The sequence below is a fragment of the Sulfitobacter pacificus genome (assembly GCF_030159975.1).
GTDB classification, from domain to species: domain Bacteria; phylum Pseudomonadota; class Alphaproteobacteria; order Rhodobacterales; family Rhodobacteraceae; genus Sulfitobacter; species Sulfitobacter pacificus.
Genome location: NZ_BSNL01000001.1, coordinates 3,238,280 through 3,254,292 on the forward strand (window position 1 = coordinate 3,238,280; position 16,013 = coordinate 3,254,292).

At 57.4% G+C, this 16,013-nt stretch carries 12 protein-coding genes; 4 read left to right on the forward strand and 8 right to left on the reverse strand.

The window, feature by feature from the left end:
• Window positions 1-170: 170 nt before the first annotated feature.
• The 5 genes from QQL78_RS16220 to hutI are packed head-to-tail and all read right to left on the reverse strand — an operon-like array spanning window position 171 to window position 6,406.
• Window positions 171-1,211 (reverse strand): aromatic ring-hydroxylating dioxygenase subunit alpha, encoded by a 1,041-nt coding sequence (locus tag QQL78_RS16220; RefSeq protein WP_284374853.1) that lies wholly within the window; start codon window positions 1,209-1,211, stop codon window positions 171-173.
• 2 nt (window positions 1,212-1,213) lie between these two features.
• Window positions 1,214-2,884: a urocanate hydratase gene (hutU, locus tag QQL78_RS16225; protein WP_284374854.1), complete on the reverse strand. Its 1,671-nt coding sequence runs from the start codon at window positions 2,882-2,884 to the stop codon at window positions 1,214-1,216.
• Window positions 2,881-3,678, reverse strand: a complete 798-nt coding sequence (gene hutG / locus QQL78_RS16230; protein WP_284374855.1) for an N-formylglutamate deformylase — start codon at window positions 3,676-3,678, stop codon at window positions 2,881-2,883. Before hutG ends, hutU begins: the two co-directional genes overlap by 4 nt.
• Complete coding sequence (hutH, locus tag QQL78_RS16235; RefSeq protein ID WP_284374856.1) at window positions 3,675-5,216, reverse strand: histidine ammonia-lyase; 1,542 nt, start codon at window positions 5,214-5,216, stop codon at window positions 3,675-3,677. The genes hutG and hutH overlap by 4 nt, the downstream gene beginning before the upstream one ends.
• Window positions 5,213-6,406 (reverse strand): imidazolonepropionase, encoded by a 1,194-nt coding sequence (gene hutI, locus QQL78_RS16240; RefSeq protein WP_284374857.1) that lies wholly within the window; start codon window positions 6,404-6,406, stop codon window positions 5,213-5,215. The genes hutH and hutI overlap by 4 nt, the downstream gene beginning before the upstream one ends.
• A 75-nt stretch (window positions 6,407-6,481) precedes the next feature.
• Here hutI and QQL78_RS16245 point away from each other — a divergent pair, with 75 nt between their 5' ends.
• Genes QQL78_RS16245 through QQL78_RS16255 form a run of 3 tightly spaced genes read left to right on the forward strand, consistent with a single transcriptional unit; the run spans window position 6,482 to window position 11,597 of the window.
• Window positions 6,482-7,852, forward strand: a complete 1,371-nt coding sequence (locus QQL78_RS16245) for a formimidoylglutamate deiminase (RefSeq protein WP_284374858.1) — start codon at window positions 6,482-6,484, stop codon at window positions 7,850-7,852.
• The gene (gene hutC, locus QQL78_RS16250) at window positions 7,849-8,550 is read left to right on the forward strand and encodes a histidine utilization transcriptional repressor HutC (RefSeq protein WP_284374859.1); all 702 of its coding nucleotides are present in this window, start codon (window positions 7,849-7,851) and stop codon (window positions 8,548-8,550) included. The genes QQL78_RS16245 and hutC overlap by 4 nt, the downstream gene beginning before the upstream one ends.
• A 41-nt stretch (window positions 8,551-8,591) precedes the next feature.
• Entirely contained in the window at window positions 8,592-11,597 is a 3,006-nt protein-coding gene (locus QQL78_RS16255; RefSeq protein WP_284374860.1) for an aminotransferase class III-fold pyridoxal phosphate-dependent enzyme, read from the forward strand.
• Between the two features lie 7 nt (window positions 11,598-11,604).
• Here the strand turns inward: QQL78_RS16255 and QQL78_RS16260 are convergent, their stop codons facing one another.
• Window positions 11,605-12,504 (reverse strand): LysR family transcriptional regulator, encoded by a 900-nt coding sequence (locus QQL78_RS16260; RefSeq protein WP_284374861.1) that lies wholly within the window; start codon window positions 12,502-12,504, stop codon window positions 11,605-11,607.
• Between the two features lie 84 nt (window positions 12,505-12,588).
• On the opposite strand from QQL78_RS16260, the gene QQL78_RS16265 reads away from it, so the two are divergent.
• Window positions 12,589-13,383 carry a phytanoyl-CoA dioxygenase family protein gene (locus tag QQL78_RS16265; protein WP_284374862.1) on the forward strand — a complete coding sequence of 265 codons (795 nt, stop codon included), beginning with the start codon at window positions 12,589-12,591 and terminating at the stop codon, window positions 13,381-13,383.
• Between the two features lie 424 nt (window positions 13,384-13,807).
• Here QQL78_RS16265 and QQL78_RS16270 read toward each other — a convergent pair whose 3' ends face one another.
• Together QQL78_RS16270 and QQL78_RS16275 are read right to left on the reverse strand one after the other, a co-directional pair.
• Window positions 13,808-15,067 (reverse strand): glycerate kinase type-2 family protein, encoded by a 1,260-nt coding sequence (locus QQL78_RS16270; RefSeq protein ID WP_284374863.1) that lies wholly within the window; start codon window positions 15,065-15,067, stop codon window positions 13,808-13,810.
• Entirely contained in the window at window positions 15,054-16,010 is a 957-nt protein-coding gene (locus QQL78_RS16275; protein ID WP_284374864.1) for a D-2-hydroxyacid dehydrogenase, read from the reverse strand. The genes QQL78_RS16270 and QQL78_RS16275 overlap by 14 nt, the downstream gene beginning before the upstream one ends.
• Window positions 16,011-16,013: the final 3 nt, after the last annotated feature.

Sequence of the window (16,013 nt, forward strand, 5' to 3'; positions counted from 1 at the left end):
CATGCTTTGGCGTCCTCAAACCGTGAAGAAGAACGCGCTTTTCAGGAGCACTTCGTGCCCGAGGCAAGAAACAGGTTCTTACTGTCCATCACACTTAACGGGCCACCGGCCTGGGCGGTGAGGTCGATACAAACATCGCCGGCTTGGCCTGCCAACAGCGGTAAATACCGCTATTCGGCCATTTGTTTATCAACTTGCTGTTCTTCATTGATCATGGCCTGCAACTGGCGGCGGAACCGCAGTTGTCCGCCGTCAATTGACAGGTCGATGTGTGGTGAGGTCTTGTTGCTCATGCCTTTTTGCACCTCATTAAGGACATCCCTGTCCTCCTCAAAGGCGTGTTGAACGTCTTCCGACATCATCTTGGAAAGGTCGTCGTCATCAGGTCTGATATTGCGTAGCTGGAACCAGTAGTAGCGCGTGCGCCCTTCATCGGTGGGCGTCATGAAGTTGTAGCTGTCCATGATGAAGGTGTTTTCATGTAACGGGCCGTCCGGTCCCCCGGTGCCTGCGGGTGTAAAAACAGCCTTGATCAGCGCATGAGAGGGGTAGCGTACTTCGTAATGCTGAAGGCGATCACAATTGCCCTCGAACTCCACCACCTTTTTGTAGAAGGGGGCCGGTTCATGATCCATCATCCAGCGATGCACGATCACGCCCTCGTCGGTTTTCTTGATCCTCAGAGGCGTATCTTTGGTGGCATCGGCGGCAAAGCTGCTTTGATGCACCCATGCGACATGCGTCGGGTCCAGCAGGTTGTCACACATCAGCAGATAGTTGCAATCAAGCTCCATCGCATCACCGCGATTTATGCCCCATGCCGGGTCGTCGTAATTCTCGATCTCGAAAATATCGACAGGATCGGCAAGCGCCGGGTTCCCCATCCAGATCCATACCAGCCCATATTTCTCGTGCAGGGGGTAGGCGTGGACCTTGGCATTGGACGGAATGCCGGCTGAGCCGGGAGCCCAGACGCATTGGCCAACACAATTGAAAGTCAGGCCGTGATAGCCACATTCGACCGTATCACCCTTAATGCGGCCCTTTGACAGTGGCAGCTTGCGATGCGGACAGGCGTCTTCGAGGGCGACCAACTCACCAGCTTCAGAGCGAAATACACATATCTTTTCACCAAGCACTATGATCTGCCGCAAGTCGCGGGTGATCTCGTGATCCCAAGCAGCGACGTACCAGGCGTTTTTCAAGAACATAGCTATTTCCCCAGAATGCCGGGCAAGTTCAGCCCTTTTTTCCGTGCACAGTCCAGAGCAATTTCATAACCCGCATCTGCGTGACGCATCACGCCCGTCGCAGGATCGTTCCACAGGACATTGGCGATCCGGCGGTCTGCGTCCTCGGTCCCGTCACAGCAGATCACCATACCAGAATGCTGGCTGAACCCCATGCCGACGCCGCCGCCATGGTGCAGCGATACCCATGTTGCACCGCCCGCCACATTTAACATCGCGTTAAGCAGCGGCCAGTCGGACACCGCGTCAGAGCCGTCTTTCATAGCCTCCGTTTCGCGGTTTGGCGAAGCAACTGATCCAGAGTCCAGATGGTCGCGGCCAATCACAACAGGCGCGGAAAGCTCTCCCGTACGTACCATCTCGTTGAAGGCCAGCCCCAGCTTGTCGCGCAGGCCCAGACCGACCCAGCAAATGCGTGCCGGCAGGCCTTGAAATGCAATCCGCTCGCGCGCCATATCCAGCCAGTTGTGCAGATGCGGATCGTCAATCAGTTCTTTGACCTTGGCGTCCGTCTTGTAGATATCCTCCGGATCACCGGACAGTGCGCACCAACGGAACGGCCCTACACCACGGCAGAAAAGCGGACGGATATAGGCGGGCACAAAGCCCGGAAAGGCAAAGGCGTTTTCAAGCCCTTCTTCCTGGGCCACCTGACGGATGTTGTTGCCATAATCCAGCGTTGGCACACCTGCATTCCAGAAATCCACCATCGCGGCGACCTGCACCTTCATGCTGGCGCGGGCAGCTCGCTCCACCCCTTTGGGATCGCTTTCCTGTTTGGCGCGCCATTCGGCGACGGTCCAGCCTTGCGGCAGATAGCCGTGGACCGGATCGTGTGCAGAGGTCTGGTCGGTGACCATATCGGGCTTCACACCGCGCTTGACCAGCTCGGGGAAGACATCTGCGGCATTGCCGATCAGCGCCACGGACTTGGCTTCGCCATTGGCCGTCCATTTGTCGATCATGGCGAGTGCTTCGTCCAGATCATGGGTTTTCTCATCGACATACCGTGTGCGCAGACGGAAATCGGCGCGGGTCTCATCACATTCAACCGCCAGACAACATGCGCCGGCCATCACAGCGGCCAGCGGTTGGGCACCACCCATCCCACCCAGACCACCTGTCAAAATCCAACGGCCCTTGAGGTTGCCCTCATAGTGCTGGCGGCCTGCTTCCATAAAGGTCTCATAGGTGCCTTGCACGATGCCTTGCGTGCCGATGTAAATCCACGAACCGGCGGTCATCTGGCCATACATTGCCAGGCCCTTTTTATCCAATTCGTTGAAGTGATCCCAATTGGCCCAATGTGGCACAAGGTTGGAGTTGGCGATCAACACACGCGGCGCATCCTTATGGGTGTTGAATACGCCCACGGGTTTACCCGATTGCACAAGCAGCGTCTGGGTGTCCTCAAGCTCTTTAAGAGCGGCGACGATGGCGTCAAAATCTTCCCATGTCCGCGCCGCGCGGCCAATACCGCCATAGACAACCAGCTCATGCGGGTTCTCGGCCACATCAGGGTGCAGGTTGTTCATCAGCATCCGCATTGGTGCCTCGGTCAGCCAGCTTTTGGCCGTGATCTCAGAGCCTGTCGGCGGGTAAACGTCGCGCAGGTTGTGGCGGGAAATATTCATGTCAGATCTCCGTTGATGGCGATATGTGCAAGTTTGCCCAGAAGCCGCGAGAGAGGGCGGCGCAGGCGGGTGGCTTTGATCTCGTCATAGCTCCAGGGCGGGGCTTCATCGCTGAGATAGGTGGATTGGGCGAGTTCCATCTGGATGGCGTGGATGCCCTGTTCGGGCTTGCCATAACGGCGTGTCGTCCAGCCGCCTTTGAAACGGCCGTTCAGGACAGTGGTGTAACCATCCTCGGCGCGGCAAAGGCCATAGGTGGCGGTTTCAATGACACGGCCGCAGGTCGCGCCAAGGTTCGTGCCAATGTTGAAATCGGGCAGGGTGCCATCGAACAGGAAGGGAATTTTGCTGCGGATCGAGTGGCAGTCATACAAGATCGCGATACCGTGGATCGCCTTCACCCGCATCAGTTCTTCCTTGAGGGCCGCGTGATAGGCCGCGTGAAACTTGCGGCGGCGGTCTTCGGTGTCGGCTTCGCTTGGCGGCGTATCCCAGATATCCTTGCCATCAAAATCCGTCAGCGGCACCAGCGTCGTGGTGTTCTGACCGGGATAAAGGCTTGCGCCAGAGGGGTCACGGTTTGCGTCAATCACATAGCGATGGAAGTTGGCCGTAACGCTGGTCGAATCCGCCAGCAGCCCGTCGTAAAGGCGATCAATGTGCCAATCGGTATCGGTCAGCTTGCGCCCGTTGTCGTTCAGCTTGGCCGCGATGTCATCAGGCACATAAGTCCCTGTATGCGGCAGGCCAAGGACAATCGGGCCGCTGCCTTGCCTGACCGTCACTGGGGTCATACTGCCTGTCCTTTGACATAGGCGGGCAGGTCAACCGCATCCGACAATCTGCCTGAGACAACCAGCGCCGCAGCCGCTTCGATCGACGGAGCCATATAGCGATCCTCGGCAATCGCGGGAACCTCTGCACGCAAAGCGGCCATTGCAGCTTTAAGTGGCGCACTGGTCTGCAAAGGTGCGCGGAACTCAATGCCTTGTGCGGCGCACATCGCCTCAACGCCAAGGATTACATTCAGGTTCGCGTTCATCCGCAACAGACGGCGCGCGGCATGGGCGGCCATGCTGACGTGGTCCTCTTGATTGGCGGAGGTTGGCGTGCTGTCCGTGGTGCAGGGATTGGCGAGGTGCTTGTTCTCGCTCATCAGGGCGGCCGTGGTGACCTCGGCGATCATCAGGCCGGAATTCAAACCGGGATCGGGCGTCAGGAAGGGCGGCAGATCAAAGCTGAGGGTCGGATCAACCATCAAGGCAACGCGCCGCTGTGCAATTGCGCCAATCTCAGAAATTGCAACGGCGATCTGGTCAGCGGCAAAACCAACCGGTTCCGCGTGGAAATTCCCGCCCGAAACGATCAGATCGTCATCTACCAACACCAACGGATTATCTGTGACGGCATTTGCCTCGATCTCAAGCGTGCGGGCCGCGAAATGCAGCAAATCCATTGCGGCACCTGTCACCTGTGGCTGGCAGCGGATGCAGTAGGGGTCCTGCACGCGGGTGTCGCCATCGACATGGCTTTCACGGATCTGCGATCCATCCATAAGTGCGCGCTGGGCGCGGGCCACCGCGATCTGACCGGCATGACCGCGCAGGGTGTGTATGGCGTCCTGCAACGGTGCGGTGGACCCCATGATTGCATCGGTCGACAGCGCGCAGGTCAGCACACAAGTCGCGGCATTGCGCCATGCGCCCCAGAGGCCAACGAGCGCACAAGCCGTGGAGAATTGCGTGCCGTTGATCAGGGCCAGCCCCTCTTTTGCGCCCAGCACGATGGGTGTGATCCCTGCTTTGGCCAGCGCCTCACGTGCTGGCATGCGCGTCCCTTCATAGGTGGCTTCACCTTCTCCGATCATCGCCGCAGCCATATGGGCGAGCGGTGCCAGATCACCAGAGGCACCCACCGAACCTTGGCTGGGGATCACAGGTGTGACACCTTTTCCAAGCATATCCTGAATGATCTCGACAGTGGTCATGGCAACACCAGAGGCACCGCGCCCAAGCGACAGCAGCTTCAGCACCATCATCAGCCGTGTCGTTGCCTCGTCCAGAGCGTCACCCACGCCACAGCAGTGGGACAGGATCAGGTTGCGCTGTAGTGTTGCCACGTCTTTGGCGGCGATCTTGACGCTGGCGAGTTTGCCAAAGCCGGTGTTGACGCCGTAGACCGCCGTTTCTCCATTCGCAGCCTTTGTCACCAATGCCTGTGCAGCAGCGATCCCCGCGTGAGAGGAGGGGTCGAGGACGACAGCATGACCATTGGCCCAGATGTCATGAAGCTGCGCCAGTGTTGCCGCACCCGGCGTGAGTGTGATTGTCATAGCGACCCCTTGAAGATGCGATTGTGAAGTGGGTTAAACCCGATGCGATAGGCAAGTTCGGATGGATGCTCAGCATCCCAGACGCACAGATCAGCTTGTGCGCCTACGGCGATGCGGCCCCGGTTTGTATCACCCAAAGCCGCCGCTGCATGGGCTGTCATGCCAAGCAATGCTTCCAGCGGAGTCATCCGAAACAGGGTGCAGGCCATGTTCATGGCAAGCAAGGGCGAGGCCAGAGGGGATGAACCGGGGTTGCAATCGGTCGCCAGTGCCATCGGCACGTGGTGGGCGCGGAAGGAGTGGACTGGCGGCGCCTGCGTTTCGCGCAGCGTGTAGAACGCGCCAGGCAGCACAACTGCAACCGTGCTGGAAGCAGCCAAAGCCTGTGCATCGGCGTCAGTAGCATATTCCACATGGTCCGCACTCAGCGCGCCGTATTTTGCGGCCAATTGTGTGCCGCCGATGTTTGACAGCTGCTCTGCGTGCAGCTTGACCGGCAGGTCGAGTTCGACCGCCACGTCAAAGACGCGGGCAATTTGCGCTGTGTCAAAGGCGATGCCTTCGCAAAACCCGTCTACCACATCGACCAAACCTTCGGCATGTGCCGCGCGCAGCGTTGGGATGCAAACATCGTCAATATAGGCATCCGGTTCACCTTTGAATTCGGGCGGAACAGCATGGGCACCAAGGAAACTGGTGCGGATGTCCACCGGGCGCATCTGCGCGATTTTCCGTGCAACGCGCAACATCTTCAGCTCTGTATCTTGATTCAGACCGTAGCCTGACTTGACCTCAATCAGCGTGACTCCTTCGGCAATCAGCGCATCGACGCGGGTAAGGGCATCTGCCAGCAATGCCTCCTCGGAAGCAGCGCGTGTCGCTTTGACAGTTGAAACAATACCGCCACCCGCGCGTGCAACTTCTTCATAGCTTGCACCATTCAACCGCAGTTCGAATTCCGTCGCGCGGTTGCCGCCAAAAACAATATGTGTGTGGCAGTCGATCAGCGCAGGCGTCACAAGCCGCCCGCCTAAATCGTGCGTTTGGGCGGTACTGTAGATGTCGGGGGTATCCGCCGCCGGGCCGACCCAGGCGATACGCTCTTCATCAAGGGCAATCGCACCCTCTTCGATCAGACCGTAGTCCTTGTCCTCGTGAAGCGTCACGATTGTGGCGTTCGTTAGAAGCATGGTCGACTCACTTGTAAATTAGTGCGCTTAATGTTTTTATGCGCGTACATAATAATATGTCAAGCGGAGTGAGCCATGCAGAGGATTTGGGCCGAGACAGCCTTATTGCCCAGCGGTTGGGCGAAAAAGGTGATTGTCGAGATTGATGGGCAGGGCCGCATCAAGGAGGTGCAAAGCGGTGCGCCCGTACCAGATCAGGCCACGCAAGTTTCAATGCTGTTGCCCGCGCCGGTGAATGTGCACAGCCATGCGTTTCAGCGGGCGATGGCCGGTCTGACAGAGGGGCGTGGCCCTGATACAAGTGACAGCTTCTGGACGTGGCGGCAGCTGATGTTTCGGTTTCTCGACCGCCTGACGCCTGACCATATTGAAGCGATCACTGCTTTTGTGCAGATGGAGATGCTTGAGGCAGGCTATGGTGCCTCGGTTGAATTCCACTATTTGCATCACCAACCCGGCGGCGTTGCCTATGACAATATCGCGGAAACCTCTGCGTGTATTGTTGCTGCATCGGATCAGACTGGCATGGGGCTGTGCCTGTTGCCGGTGCATTATCAGTTCGGCGGTTGTGATCAGCGCGCGCTGACCGCAGGGCAAGTCCGGTTTGGCAACACCTTCGAGCAGTTTCAGGTCCTTCACGGTGCGGCGGAGGTCAGTATCAAACAGGCGTCTGCTGACAGTAATATCGGTGTTGCGCCCCATTCGTTGCGCGCGGTCGGAATTGAAGATCTGAGAGGGTACAGCACGGCATTTCCTGCCGGGCCGATCCATATGCACTTGGCCGAACAACGTGCAGAGGTCGCTGAGGTAGAGGAACACTGGGGGGCACGGCCTGTGACCTGGGCGCTAGATAACTTGCAACTGGATCAACGCTGGTGCCTGATCCACTGCACTCAGATGACGCCCAATGAGACGATTGCACTGGCCCGTTCCGGCGCGGTTGCCGGTCTGTGTCCGATCACCGAAAGTAGTCTAGGGGATGGGATATTCGACGCGGTGCGCTGGGTGGATCACGGTGGCGCATTTGCCATTGGGTCGGACAGCAACATCCGCATCTCGTTGAGTGAGGAGTTGCGCACGCTGGATTATTCACAGCGCCTGCGTGATGGCACGCGCGCGGCATTGGCATCACCGGACAAGTCGACCGGCCGCCGGATGTATGACGGGATGCTGCAAGGTGGCGCGCAGGCATCGGGACGTGAAACGGGCCGTATCGAAGCCGGGTGTTGGGCTGATTTTCTGGCCCTCGACACAGGCTCTGAACACATGTGGGGCAGGCAGGGTGACACGGCACTTGATGCCTGGATTTTCGCAGGAGATGACGGATTGGTGAAAGATGTTTGGTCGGCAGGACGCCATATGGTACAGCACGGCCAGCATGTACAACGGGCGGATATTGTCGCTGCCTACAAACGCGCAATCGACGCATTGAGAGACGCCTTGTGAACACACCCACGTTTCGGAACTGGCAAAGCGTGCAGAGCGAAGTCTTGCGCCGTATCCATGCCCGTGAATGGCCGCCGGGTGAGCTGATCCCCAATGAGGCTGATCTGGCAATCGAGTTCGGCTGCGCAAGATCCACAGTGAACCGGGCGCTGCGGTCCTTGGCTGAAAGTGGTTTGCTGGACCGCAGACGCAAGGCCGGGACACGCGTCGCAGCGCAACCTGTTGCCAAGGCAACGATAGATATCGCGGTGATCCGTCACGAGGTCGAGGAACACGGCGCGAAATATGGCTATCAACTGATCACGCGCAGAATTGCTGTGCCACCTGTCAGTGTCAGCGGCACGATGAAGACCAGAGCCCAAGACAAGCTGTTGCATGTGCGGGCTTTGCACTTGGCCGATGATGCGGCCTATGCCGTTGAGGACAGGTGGATCAACACGGCCATCGTCCCGGACGCGGCGGCAGAACCATTCGACGTGCTGAGCGCCAATGAATGGTTGATAGAACATGCGCCTTACACACACGGGGATATTTCCTTCTCGGCGGTGCAGGCTGATCAAGGGGACGCGGAAGTGTTGGGGGTCGCACCTCTTAGTGCCTTGTTTGCAATTGACAGGGTGACTTGGGACAATGCCGCAGCGGTCACAAAGGTCAGGCTGTTGTTTTTACCGGGGTACAAACTGCGCACGCAACTCTAGGCGGCCCGCATTTCAGCATTTCAAAAACCAGGGACAATTTCATGCGGAACATCCAGCATTGGCGGACGGCGTTAGAGCAACATTGGGGCATTACTGCACAGCTGAGCCAGCTGGATGGTGAATATGATCTTAACTTTCTGGCAAAAGCCGATGATGGCAAGGGATACATTCTCAAGGTCATGCGCGCGGGCTGCGAAACGTGGTTGGTGGACATGCAGGTCAAGGCATTCGAGCATATCACCGCAAGACAGCCGCAGTTGCCTTGTCCGGTTGTTGTACGTGCGGTGCAGAGCGGGCCGCTGGTTTCCCTGAAAGACGAGACAGGTGCAGAGCGTCTTGCCTGGGTTCTAAGTCAACTGCCGGGGCAATGTTATGCACATGTGGCACCGAAAAGTGATGGGCTGATCCATGAGGTCGGGCAGGTGCTCGGTGGTGCGGCGCTGGCTTTGGCTGATTTCCAGCATGACGGGCTGGAGCGTGATTTCAAATGGGACCTGATGCGCGCGGGTTGGATCAAAGATCAAACCGGCTGCATTGCCGATCCGGCCCGACGTCAGATGATAGAGGACATTCATCGCCAATTTGCGGTGCTGAAACCGGCGCTGGAGAGGTTGCCGCGTCAGGCGATCCACAACGATGCCAATGACTATAACATCCTGATCGAAGGCACCTTGAACGCGCCGCGCCGCGTCTCCGGCCTGATCGATCTGGGCGACATGTGTGCGGCCCCTCGGATCTGCGACCTGGCGATTGCTGCAGCTTACATCGTGCTGGATCACCCGAGCCCTGAAGCCGCCCTTGCCGCCTTGGTCGCCGGCTATCATCATGCCAACCCGCTCACAGTGGAAGAGGTCGACATGATCTGGCCGCTCTTACGCATGCGGCTGGCGGTGAGCGTGGTGAACTCCACATTGATGGCCATTGAAAATCCCGATGACCCCTATGTCACCATTTCGCAGGCACCGGCCTGGCGGTTTCTGGAAGAATGCTCTCTGCATGGTGGTTTGCTGTCGGCAAGGTCGCGGGCGGCTTGTGGTCTGCCGGTGGTTGATGGGGCCGACCGGGTGGCGGCATGGCTTGAACAGGAACGCGGAAATTTCTCGCCCCTGATGGGGTGTGACCTGTCGAATGCGCCACTGGGGTCTCTGTCTGTTGAGGAATCAACCTGGCCGCAGAACCCGTTTCACTTGCCGCTGGAGGAAGCCGCAAGAGTGGGAGAGGAGTTCGAGGATCAGGGGCGCATGTGGCTCGGCTACTATCATGAACCGCGTCTGATCTATGCGGAACCCGCCTTTCGCAAAGGGCCATGGAAGGCCAGCGATCGCCGCACGGTGCATCTGGCCGTAGATGTATTTGCGCCTGCGGGCACGCCCATGTTTGCACCCCTGCGCGGCGAGGTGTTCATCGCAGAATATCGCGCGGGGCATCTGGACTATGGCGGGGTGATCATTTTGCGCCACGAGACCCCGGCAGGCGATCCGTTTTTCACCCTCTATGGTCATCTCGACCCTGAGTTTCTGGACCGCCTGAAGGTAGGACAGATGATTGAAAAAGGCGAAGAGTTCTGCCGTCTCGGCGATCCTTCGATGAACGGTGGGTGGGCACCGCACGTGCATTTCCAACTGGCGCTGACCACCGAAGGGATTGAGGCCGATTGGCCGGGTGTGGGTGATCCCGACGAGATGTATCTGTGGCGCGCGATCTGCCCCAATCCGGCGGCAATGCTGAATCTGCCCGACGAGAAGCTGCGCTATTTCCCGACCGACAAGGCAGGGATCAGGCAGGGCCGGGATGCGCATTTCGGTGGCAATCTGAGCCTGACCTATGATGACCCGGTGATGTTGGTACGTGGCTGGAGGCATCACCTATTTGACGAATGGGGCCGTCCCTATTTGGATGCATATAACAATGTACCACATGTGGGCCATGCCCATCCGCGCATTCAGGCCGTAGCGGCGGATCAACTCAAGCAGATCAACTCCAACACCCGCTATCTGCATCCTGCGCAGACCGCGTTTGCCGACAAAATCCTGTCGAAGATGCCTGATCATTTGCAGGTGTGTTTTTTCGTGAATTCCGGGTCCGAAGCGAACGAGCTGGCCCTGCGGCTGGCGCGCGCCCACACCGGTGCCAAGGGCATGATCACGCCCGACCATGGCTATCACGGGAATACCACAGGTGCTGTCGATATCTCCGCCTACAAGTTCAACAAGCCGAATGGCGTGGGGCAGGCCGATTGGGTCGAACTGGTTGAGGTTGCAGATGATTACCGTGGAACCTTCCGGCGTGATGACCCTGACCGAGCGCAGAAATTCGCGGATCTTGTCGATCCGGCGATCGCTTCCCTTCACCAAAAAGGACAGGGGGTTGCAGGGTTCATCGCAGAAACCTTCCCTTCGGTTGGTGGTCAGATTATACCGCCAAGAGGGTATTTGTCAGCGGTCTACGCCAAGATCCGCGCCGCAGGTGGCATCTGTATCGCGGACGAAGTTCAGACGGGGCTTGGACGTTTGGGTGAATACTATTTCGGGTTTGAACACCAGGAGGTGCGGCCCGACATCGTTGTCCTGGGCAAACCGATTGGCAACGGGCATCCGATGGGGGTGCTCGTCACAACCAAGGAAATCGCAGAGAGCTTTGACAATGGAATCGAGTTTTTCTCGACCTTCGGGGGATCGACCCTGTCATGCCGGATAGGTCGCGAGGTTTTGCAGATCGTGGACGACGAAGGCTTGCAGGAAAACGCACGGCTGATCGGCGGTCAATTGATGGCCGGTCTTAGAATGCTGGAAGCCAAGCATGGCTGCGTGGGCGACGTGCGGGGAATGGGGTTGTTTCTGGGGGTGGAGCTGATCCGGCCTGATGGAGCCGAAGCGACGGAGATTTGCGCCTACGTCAAGAACCGCATGCGCGACCATCGCATTCTGATCGGCAGTGAGGGGCCAAAAGACAATATCCTCAAAATCCGACCTCCGCTGACAATTGAGGCAGAGGATGCCGAGATGATCATCGCTGTTCTGGATCAAATCCTTGACGAATGCGCCTGAGGCCCGCTCACTCAGAGCTTACAGCATCAACCACTGGAGGTGTAAGCGCATCAAGGATGGCGTCGAAATCAGGGGAATCTGCTCGCAAGCCTGACCAGATCAGGGCAATTTCTGTTCTGGCCTCTGGCGTGGCAATTGGCAGCGTCACAAGAGGTTTGCCATCGTAGCTCAGGTGCCCGGGTGGGCAGGAATAGCTGATGCCAACGCCCACACCATTTGCCGCAAGAGAGCGCATCATTTCCAGTGATGCCACCTTTTGCTGAATCACAGGTGTCAGATTTATTCGCGTAAACAAATCCCGCATGAACCCTTCCGACAGATCCTCGTTGAACAGGATCAGGGGCATATCTTTTAGGTCAGAGAGTTCCAGCGTGTTTGCCTGCGCTAAAGGATGGTCCGTGGCGACAAAGGCCACTGGCGCGATATCAACCAGTTTGCGCCGCGTGAAATTTCCCTCGAATCCGACATCATAGGAAATCGCAAAATCTATCTTCCCTTCCGCCAGATCGCGCCCCAGATCAGCAAAGCGCCCTTCGCGCCCTACAAATGTCAGCGCTGGAAAACGGTCACCAAGTTTCTTGAGTACGGGGGCCATGTACCATGGCGCGATATCTGCAAAACAACCCAGCACCCATGTCTGCGCCACGTCGTGATCCTGTTCAATCTCAGCCCCTAACGCCAAGAGACTCCGCGCCTTGGCGATCAGACGGTGTCCGAAAGGGGTAATCTCAATTGCAGACCCTTTTCCGCGCAGGAAAATCGTGCCTTTGAGGTGCTGTTCGACCCGTGTGATCGCAACCGAAAGCGAGGGTTGCGAGACATTCAGTTGCGCAGCAGCTTTGGTCAGGCTGCCTGTGTCGGCAACGCCGACAATGTATTCATATTGACGAAGAGTAAGGTATAGCATTGGCCTAATAATAGTATGAGTAAATATTATTAGAAGTTAAATATTTTGTTACTTATGCCTGTTCCCAATACGGAGGACGAACACATGCACCCACTTGTCACTCAAGACGATATCAATACCTTCCAGCGCGATGGCGTTGTGTTGATCAAAGGGCTGTTTGCCGATCATGTCGAGACGATCCGCGCGGGTATTGAACGCAATATGGATGAACCCGGCCCCTATGCCGCCGAGAACCTCAAAGAAGGCGAAGGCGGGCGGTTTTTTGATGATTATTGCAACTGGAACCGTATCAGTGAATTCGAACATGTGATCCGAAACTCCGACGCGGGCGAAGTGGCCGCTGATCTGATGCAATCAAAGCGTGTGCAGGTATTCCACGATCATGTGCTTGTCAAAGAGCCGGGAACATCCAAGCCAACACCGTGGCATCAGGATGGCCCTTATTACTTTGTCGATGGGATGCAGAACGTCAGTTTCTGGTCGCCGATGGATACAGTTAAGGGAGCCAGCCTGCGGTGTGTGGCAGGAAGCCATGCGTGGGAGAAACCGGTGTTGCCCACCCGCTGGTTGGCAGAGACCAGTTTCTATCCGAATGACGATGAATATATGCCAGTGCCGGACCCGGACGCCGAGGGTATGGCAATCCGCGAATGGGAAATGGAGCCGGGCGACGCAGTGGCCTTCAACTACGGCACATTGCATGGCGCACGGGGCAATACGACCGACACGCGCCGCCGTGCGTTTTCATTGCGCCTTGTGGGTGATGACGCGCGTTATGTCGAGCGCCCCGGTCCGACTTCGCCACCGTTTCCGGGCCACAACATGACGCCGGGCCAGATCCTGCGCGAAGATTGGTTCCCGGTGATTTACCAGCGCTGACTCCACGGGCCTGGTCGCGACAGGAGGGCCGGGGCGCATGATGTATGTTAGCTTGTAAAACATGCCTGCGGGCGATCCTGACTGATCCTGTTGCGTACGGCCTTTTCTTTGTGAGCAACGGATTGTTTCAAATCTTGCGACATATTGATGTGGCGGTGGAGGGGAATATGACCGCAGTGACCGGTCGAGGGTGTGGACAGTATATTGGGCCAAAAGGGGGCGGTAGAGCCTGCAGTGTGCCGTGACAGGGTCATTATCTTGTGTCGTGCGAGTGAAATCGCATGTGGTCAGGAGAGGGCGTGGATTTGAATTGGGTTGTGGAACATCCAGCGTGACAGCGGGATTGCGCCCGGTCTCGGCGCGCCGGAGCCTACCAAACCCGGTTTGTGCAATAATGCCATGACACCGTCCTGGGAATACGAACTCACTCAATAAGGATCGCACGAAAATCGTTTACATTGGTCAAAGTGGGACCAGTGATAACCTGAGCCTCAAGTGCTTCGAACAAGCTGTGGCCATCATTATTGTCCAGCATGGCGCGTGTGTTCATCCCCCGATCTCCGGCGTTCTTCAAAGTCTGTGGGCCGATCACGGCACCAGCAATTTCCTCCAGCCCGTCGACACCATCAGTGTCACAGGAAAGGGCATAGATCCCAGGTGCACCTTCAAGAACGTGGGCGAGGGCCAACAAGAACTCTACATTGCGGCCGCCGCGCCCGGACCCCCGTACGGTCACAGTGGTCTCTCCGCCAGAAAGCAGAACGCACGGTTTGCTGAAAGGCTGGCCATGTTGTGCCACCTGCAGTGCGATTGCGCCCAAAGCCTTTGCCGTATCCCGCGCCTCACCTTCGATCCGGTCGCTCAGGATATGGGCGGTTAACCCCATCTCCATGGCCCTGGCTGCGGCAGCTTCCAGTGATATTTGCGGCGTGGCGATCATTCTCGTTTCGCAGTTTGCGAATATCTGATCCTCCGCTTTTGGAGTTTCGCATGCTGCGTTTTCCAAATGTCGCAGAATGGTATTGGAAACAGTCACGTCATAGCGTTTGAGTACTGCCAAAGCGTCTTGACGCGTGGACAAATCGGCCACGGTCGGGCCCGATGCGATAGTGGCCAGGTCATCTCCGGGCACATCCGAGATCAACAGGGTGACCACCTTTGCCGGTGCTGCCAGCGCCGCAAGTTTGCCCCCTTTTATGTCGGACAGATGTTTGCGGACACAGTTGATCTCTGCAATCGGTGCCCCGGATTTTAAAAGCGCCTTGTTGATGGATTGTTTTTCTTCGAATGTGATCCCCGTGGGAGCGGCGCTAAGCAGTGACGATCCGCCACCCGAGATAAGACACAACACCAGATCGTTAGGCCCGGCGGATTGGGCTAGTGCCATCAGTTCTGCCGTGGCTTTGCGTCCCGCTTCATCTGGTACCGGATGCGCCGCCTCGACAATACGCAGGTGCCGGGTTGGGCAACAGTGGCCATAGCGTGTAATGATCAACCCTTCCAAAGGGCCATCCCAATGTGCCTCGACCGCCGCTGCCATCGCGGCTGATGCTTTGCCCGCACCCAAAACGATTGTGCGGCCACTGGGTCTTGCGGGCAGATGTCTGGCAAGGATCCGCTTTGGGTCCGCCGCTTCAAGTGCAGCGTTAAACAGGGAGCGCAGTTTTTCTTCAGCCGACAACATTGGAGGGCTGCCCGGTCAGGAAATTATCAATATGGTGCGCTACCTGATCCCAAAGCGTTTGCCGCGCTTCAGTTGATGCCCAGGCGACATGCGGGGTGACGATCACATTAGGGCGATCAAGGATTTGCAAAATCGGATTGTCAGGTTGAGGGGGTTCTGAAGTCAGCACATCAAAACCGATGCCGGAAATCAATCCGCGATCCAGCGCATCAACCATGGCGGCTTCATCTACAAGCCCCCCACGCGACGTATTGATAATGATGGGTTTCCGCTTCATGGCCTCAAATTCCGGGGTTGAGATCATATTGCGTGTGGCGGGCATTAGCGGAGCATGCAGGGTCAGAACATCGCTGGTCTCCATGACCTCATCCCAAGGTGTGTAAAGTGGCCCGAGACCCTCGACACCCTTATGCGAGGCAAACACAACATCCATCCCAAGCGCCCGGCCTATCCGTGCCACCGACTGCCCGATTACGCCTTCGCCGAGTATGCCAAGTCGCGCCCCGGACAGGTCACGAATGGGATGGGTAAAGAAACAGAACTGACCGGATTTTTGCCATGCACCGTCAATCACATCCTGTCGGTATCCCACGATGTTGCGTTGTAAGGCGAAGATCAGTGCAAAGGCGTGTTCGGGAACGGTGTTGATGGCATAGCCGCGCACGTTTGACACGATGATACCGCGATTGGAACATGCCGCTACATCCACAACGTCATAACCGGTTGCAGCGATGGCGATCATTTTCAAGTTGGGCAGGCCCGCAAGAGTGGTTTCGCCGATGGGCACTTTGTTGGTTATGATCACATCGGCGTCTTTCGCCCGCTCTAACACCTGCGCTTCCGCTGTCGCCTGATACTCTACCCACTCGTGATCCGTCTGAGGCCGATTGAGTATGACACCAGGACCAATGGTTTCGCGGTCAAGAAATACTATTTTTGTCATTTG

Excerpts from the sequence above, each read along its gene's own strand:
- QQL78_RS16220 (WP_284374853.1), bottom strand. The coding sequence starts at position 1,211 with ATGTTCTTGAAAAACGCCTGGTACGTCGCTGCTTGGGATCACGAGATC.
- hutU (WP_284374854.1), bottom strand. The coding sequence starts at position 2,884 with ATGAATATTTCCCGCCACAACCTGCGCGACGTTTACCCGCCGACAGGC.
- hutG (WP_284374855.1), bottom strand. The coding sequence starts at position 3,678 with ATGACCCCAGTGACGGTCAGGCAAGGCAGCGGCCCGATTGTCCTTGGC.
- hutH (WP_284374856.1), bottom strand. The coding sequence starts at position 5,216 with ATGACAATCACACTCACGCCGGGTGCGGCAACACTGGCGCAGCTTCAT.
- hutI (WP_284374857.1), bottom strand. The coding sequence starts at position 6,406 with ATGCTTCTAACGAACGCCACAATCGTGACGCTTCACGAGGACAAGGAC.
- QQL78_RS16245 (WP_284374858.1), top strand. The coding sequence starts at position 6,482 with ATGCAGAGGATTTGGGCCGAGACAGCCTTATTGCCCAGCGGTTGGGCG.
- QQL78_RS16255 (WP_284374860.1), top strand. The coding sequence starts at position 8,592 with ATGCGGAACATCCAGCATTGGCGGACGGCGTTAGAGCAACATTGGGGC.
- QQL78_RS16260 (WP_284374861.1), bottom strand. The coding sequence starts at position 12,504 with ATGCTATACCTTACTCTTCGTCAATATGAATACATTGTCGGCGTTGCC.
- QQL78_RS16265 (WP_284374862.1), top strand. The coding sequence starts at position 12,589 with ATGCACCCACTTGTCACTCAAGACGATATCAATACCTTCCAGCGCGAT.
- QQL78_RS16270 (WP_284374863.1), bottom strand. The coding sequence starts at position 15,067 with ATGTTGTCGGCTGAAGAAAAACTGCGCTCCCTGTTTAACGCTGCACTT.
- QQL78_RS16275 (WP_284374864.1), bottom strand. The coding sequence starts at position 16,010 with ATGACAAAAATAGTATTTCTTGACCGCGAAACCATTGGTCCTGGTGTC.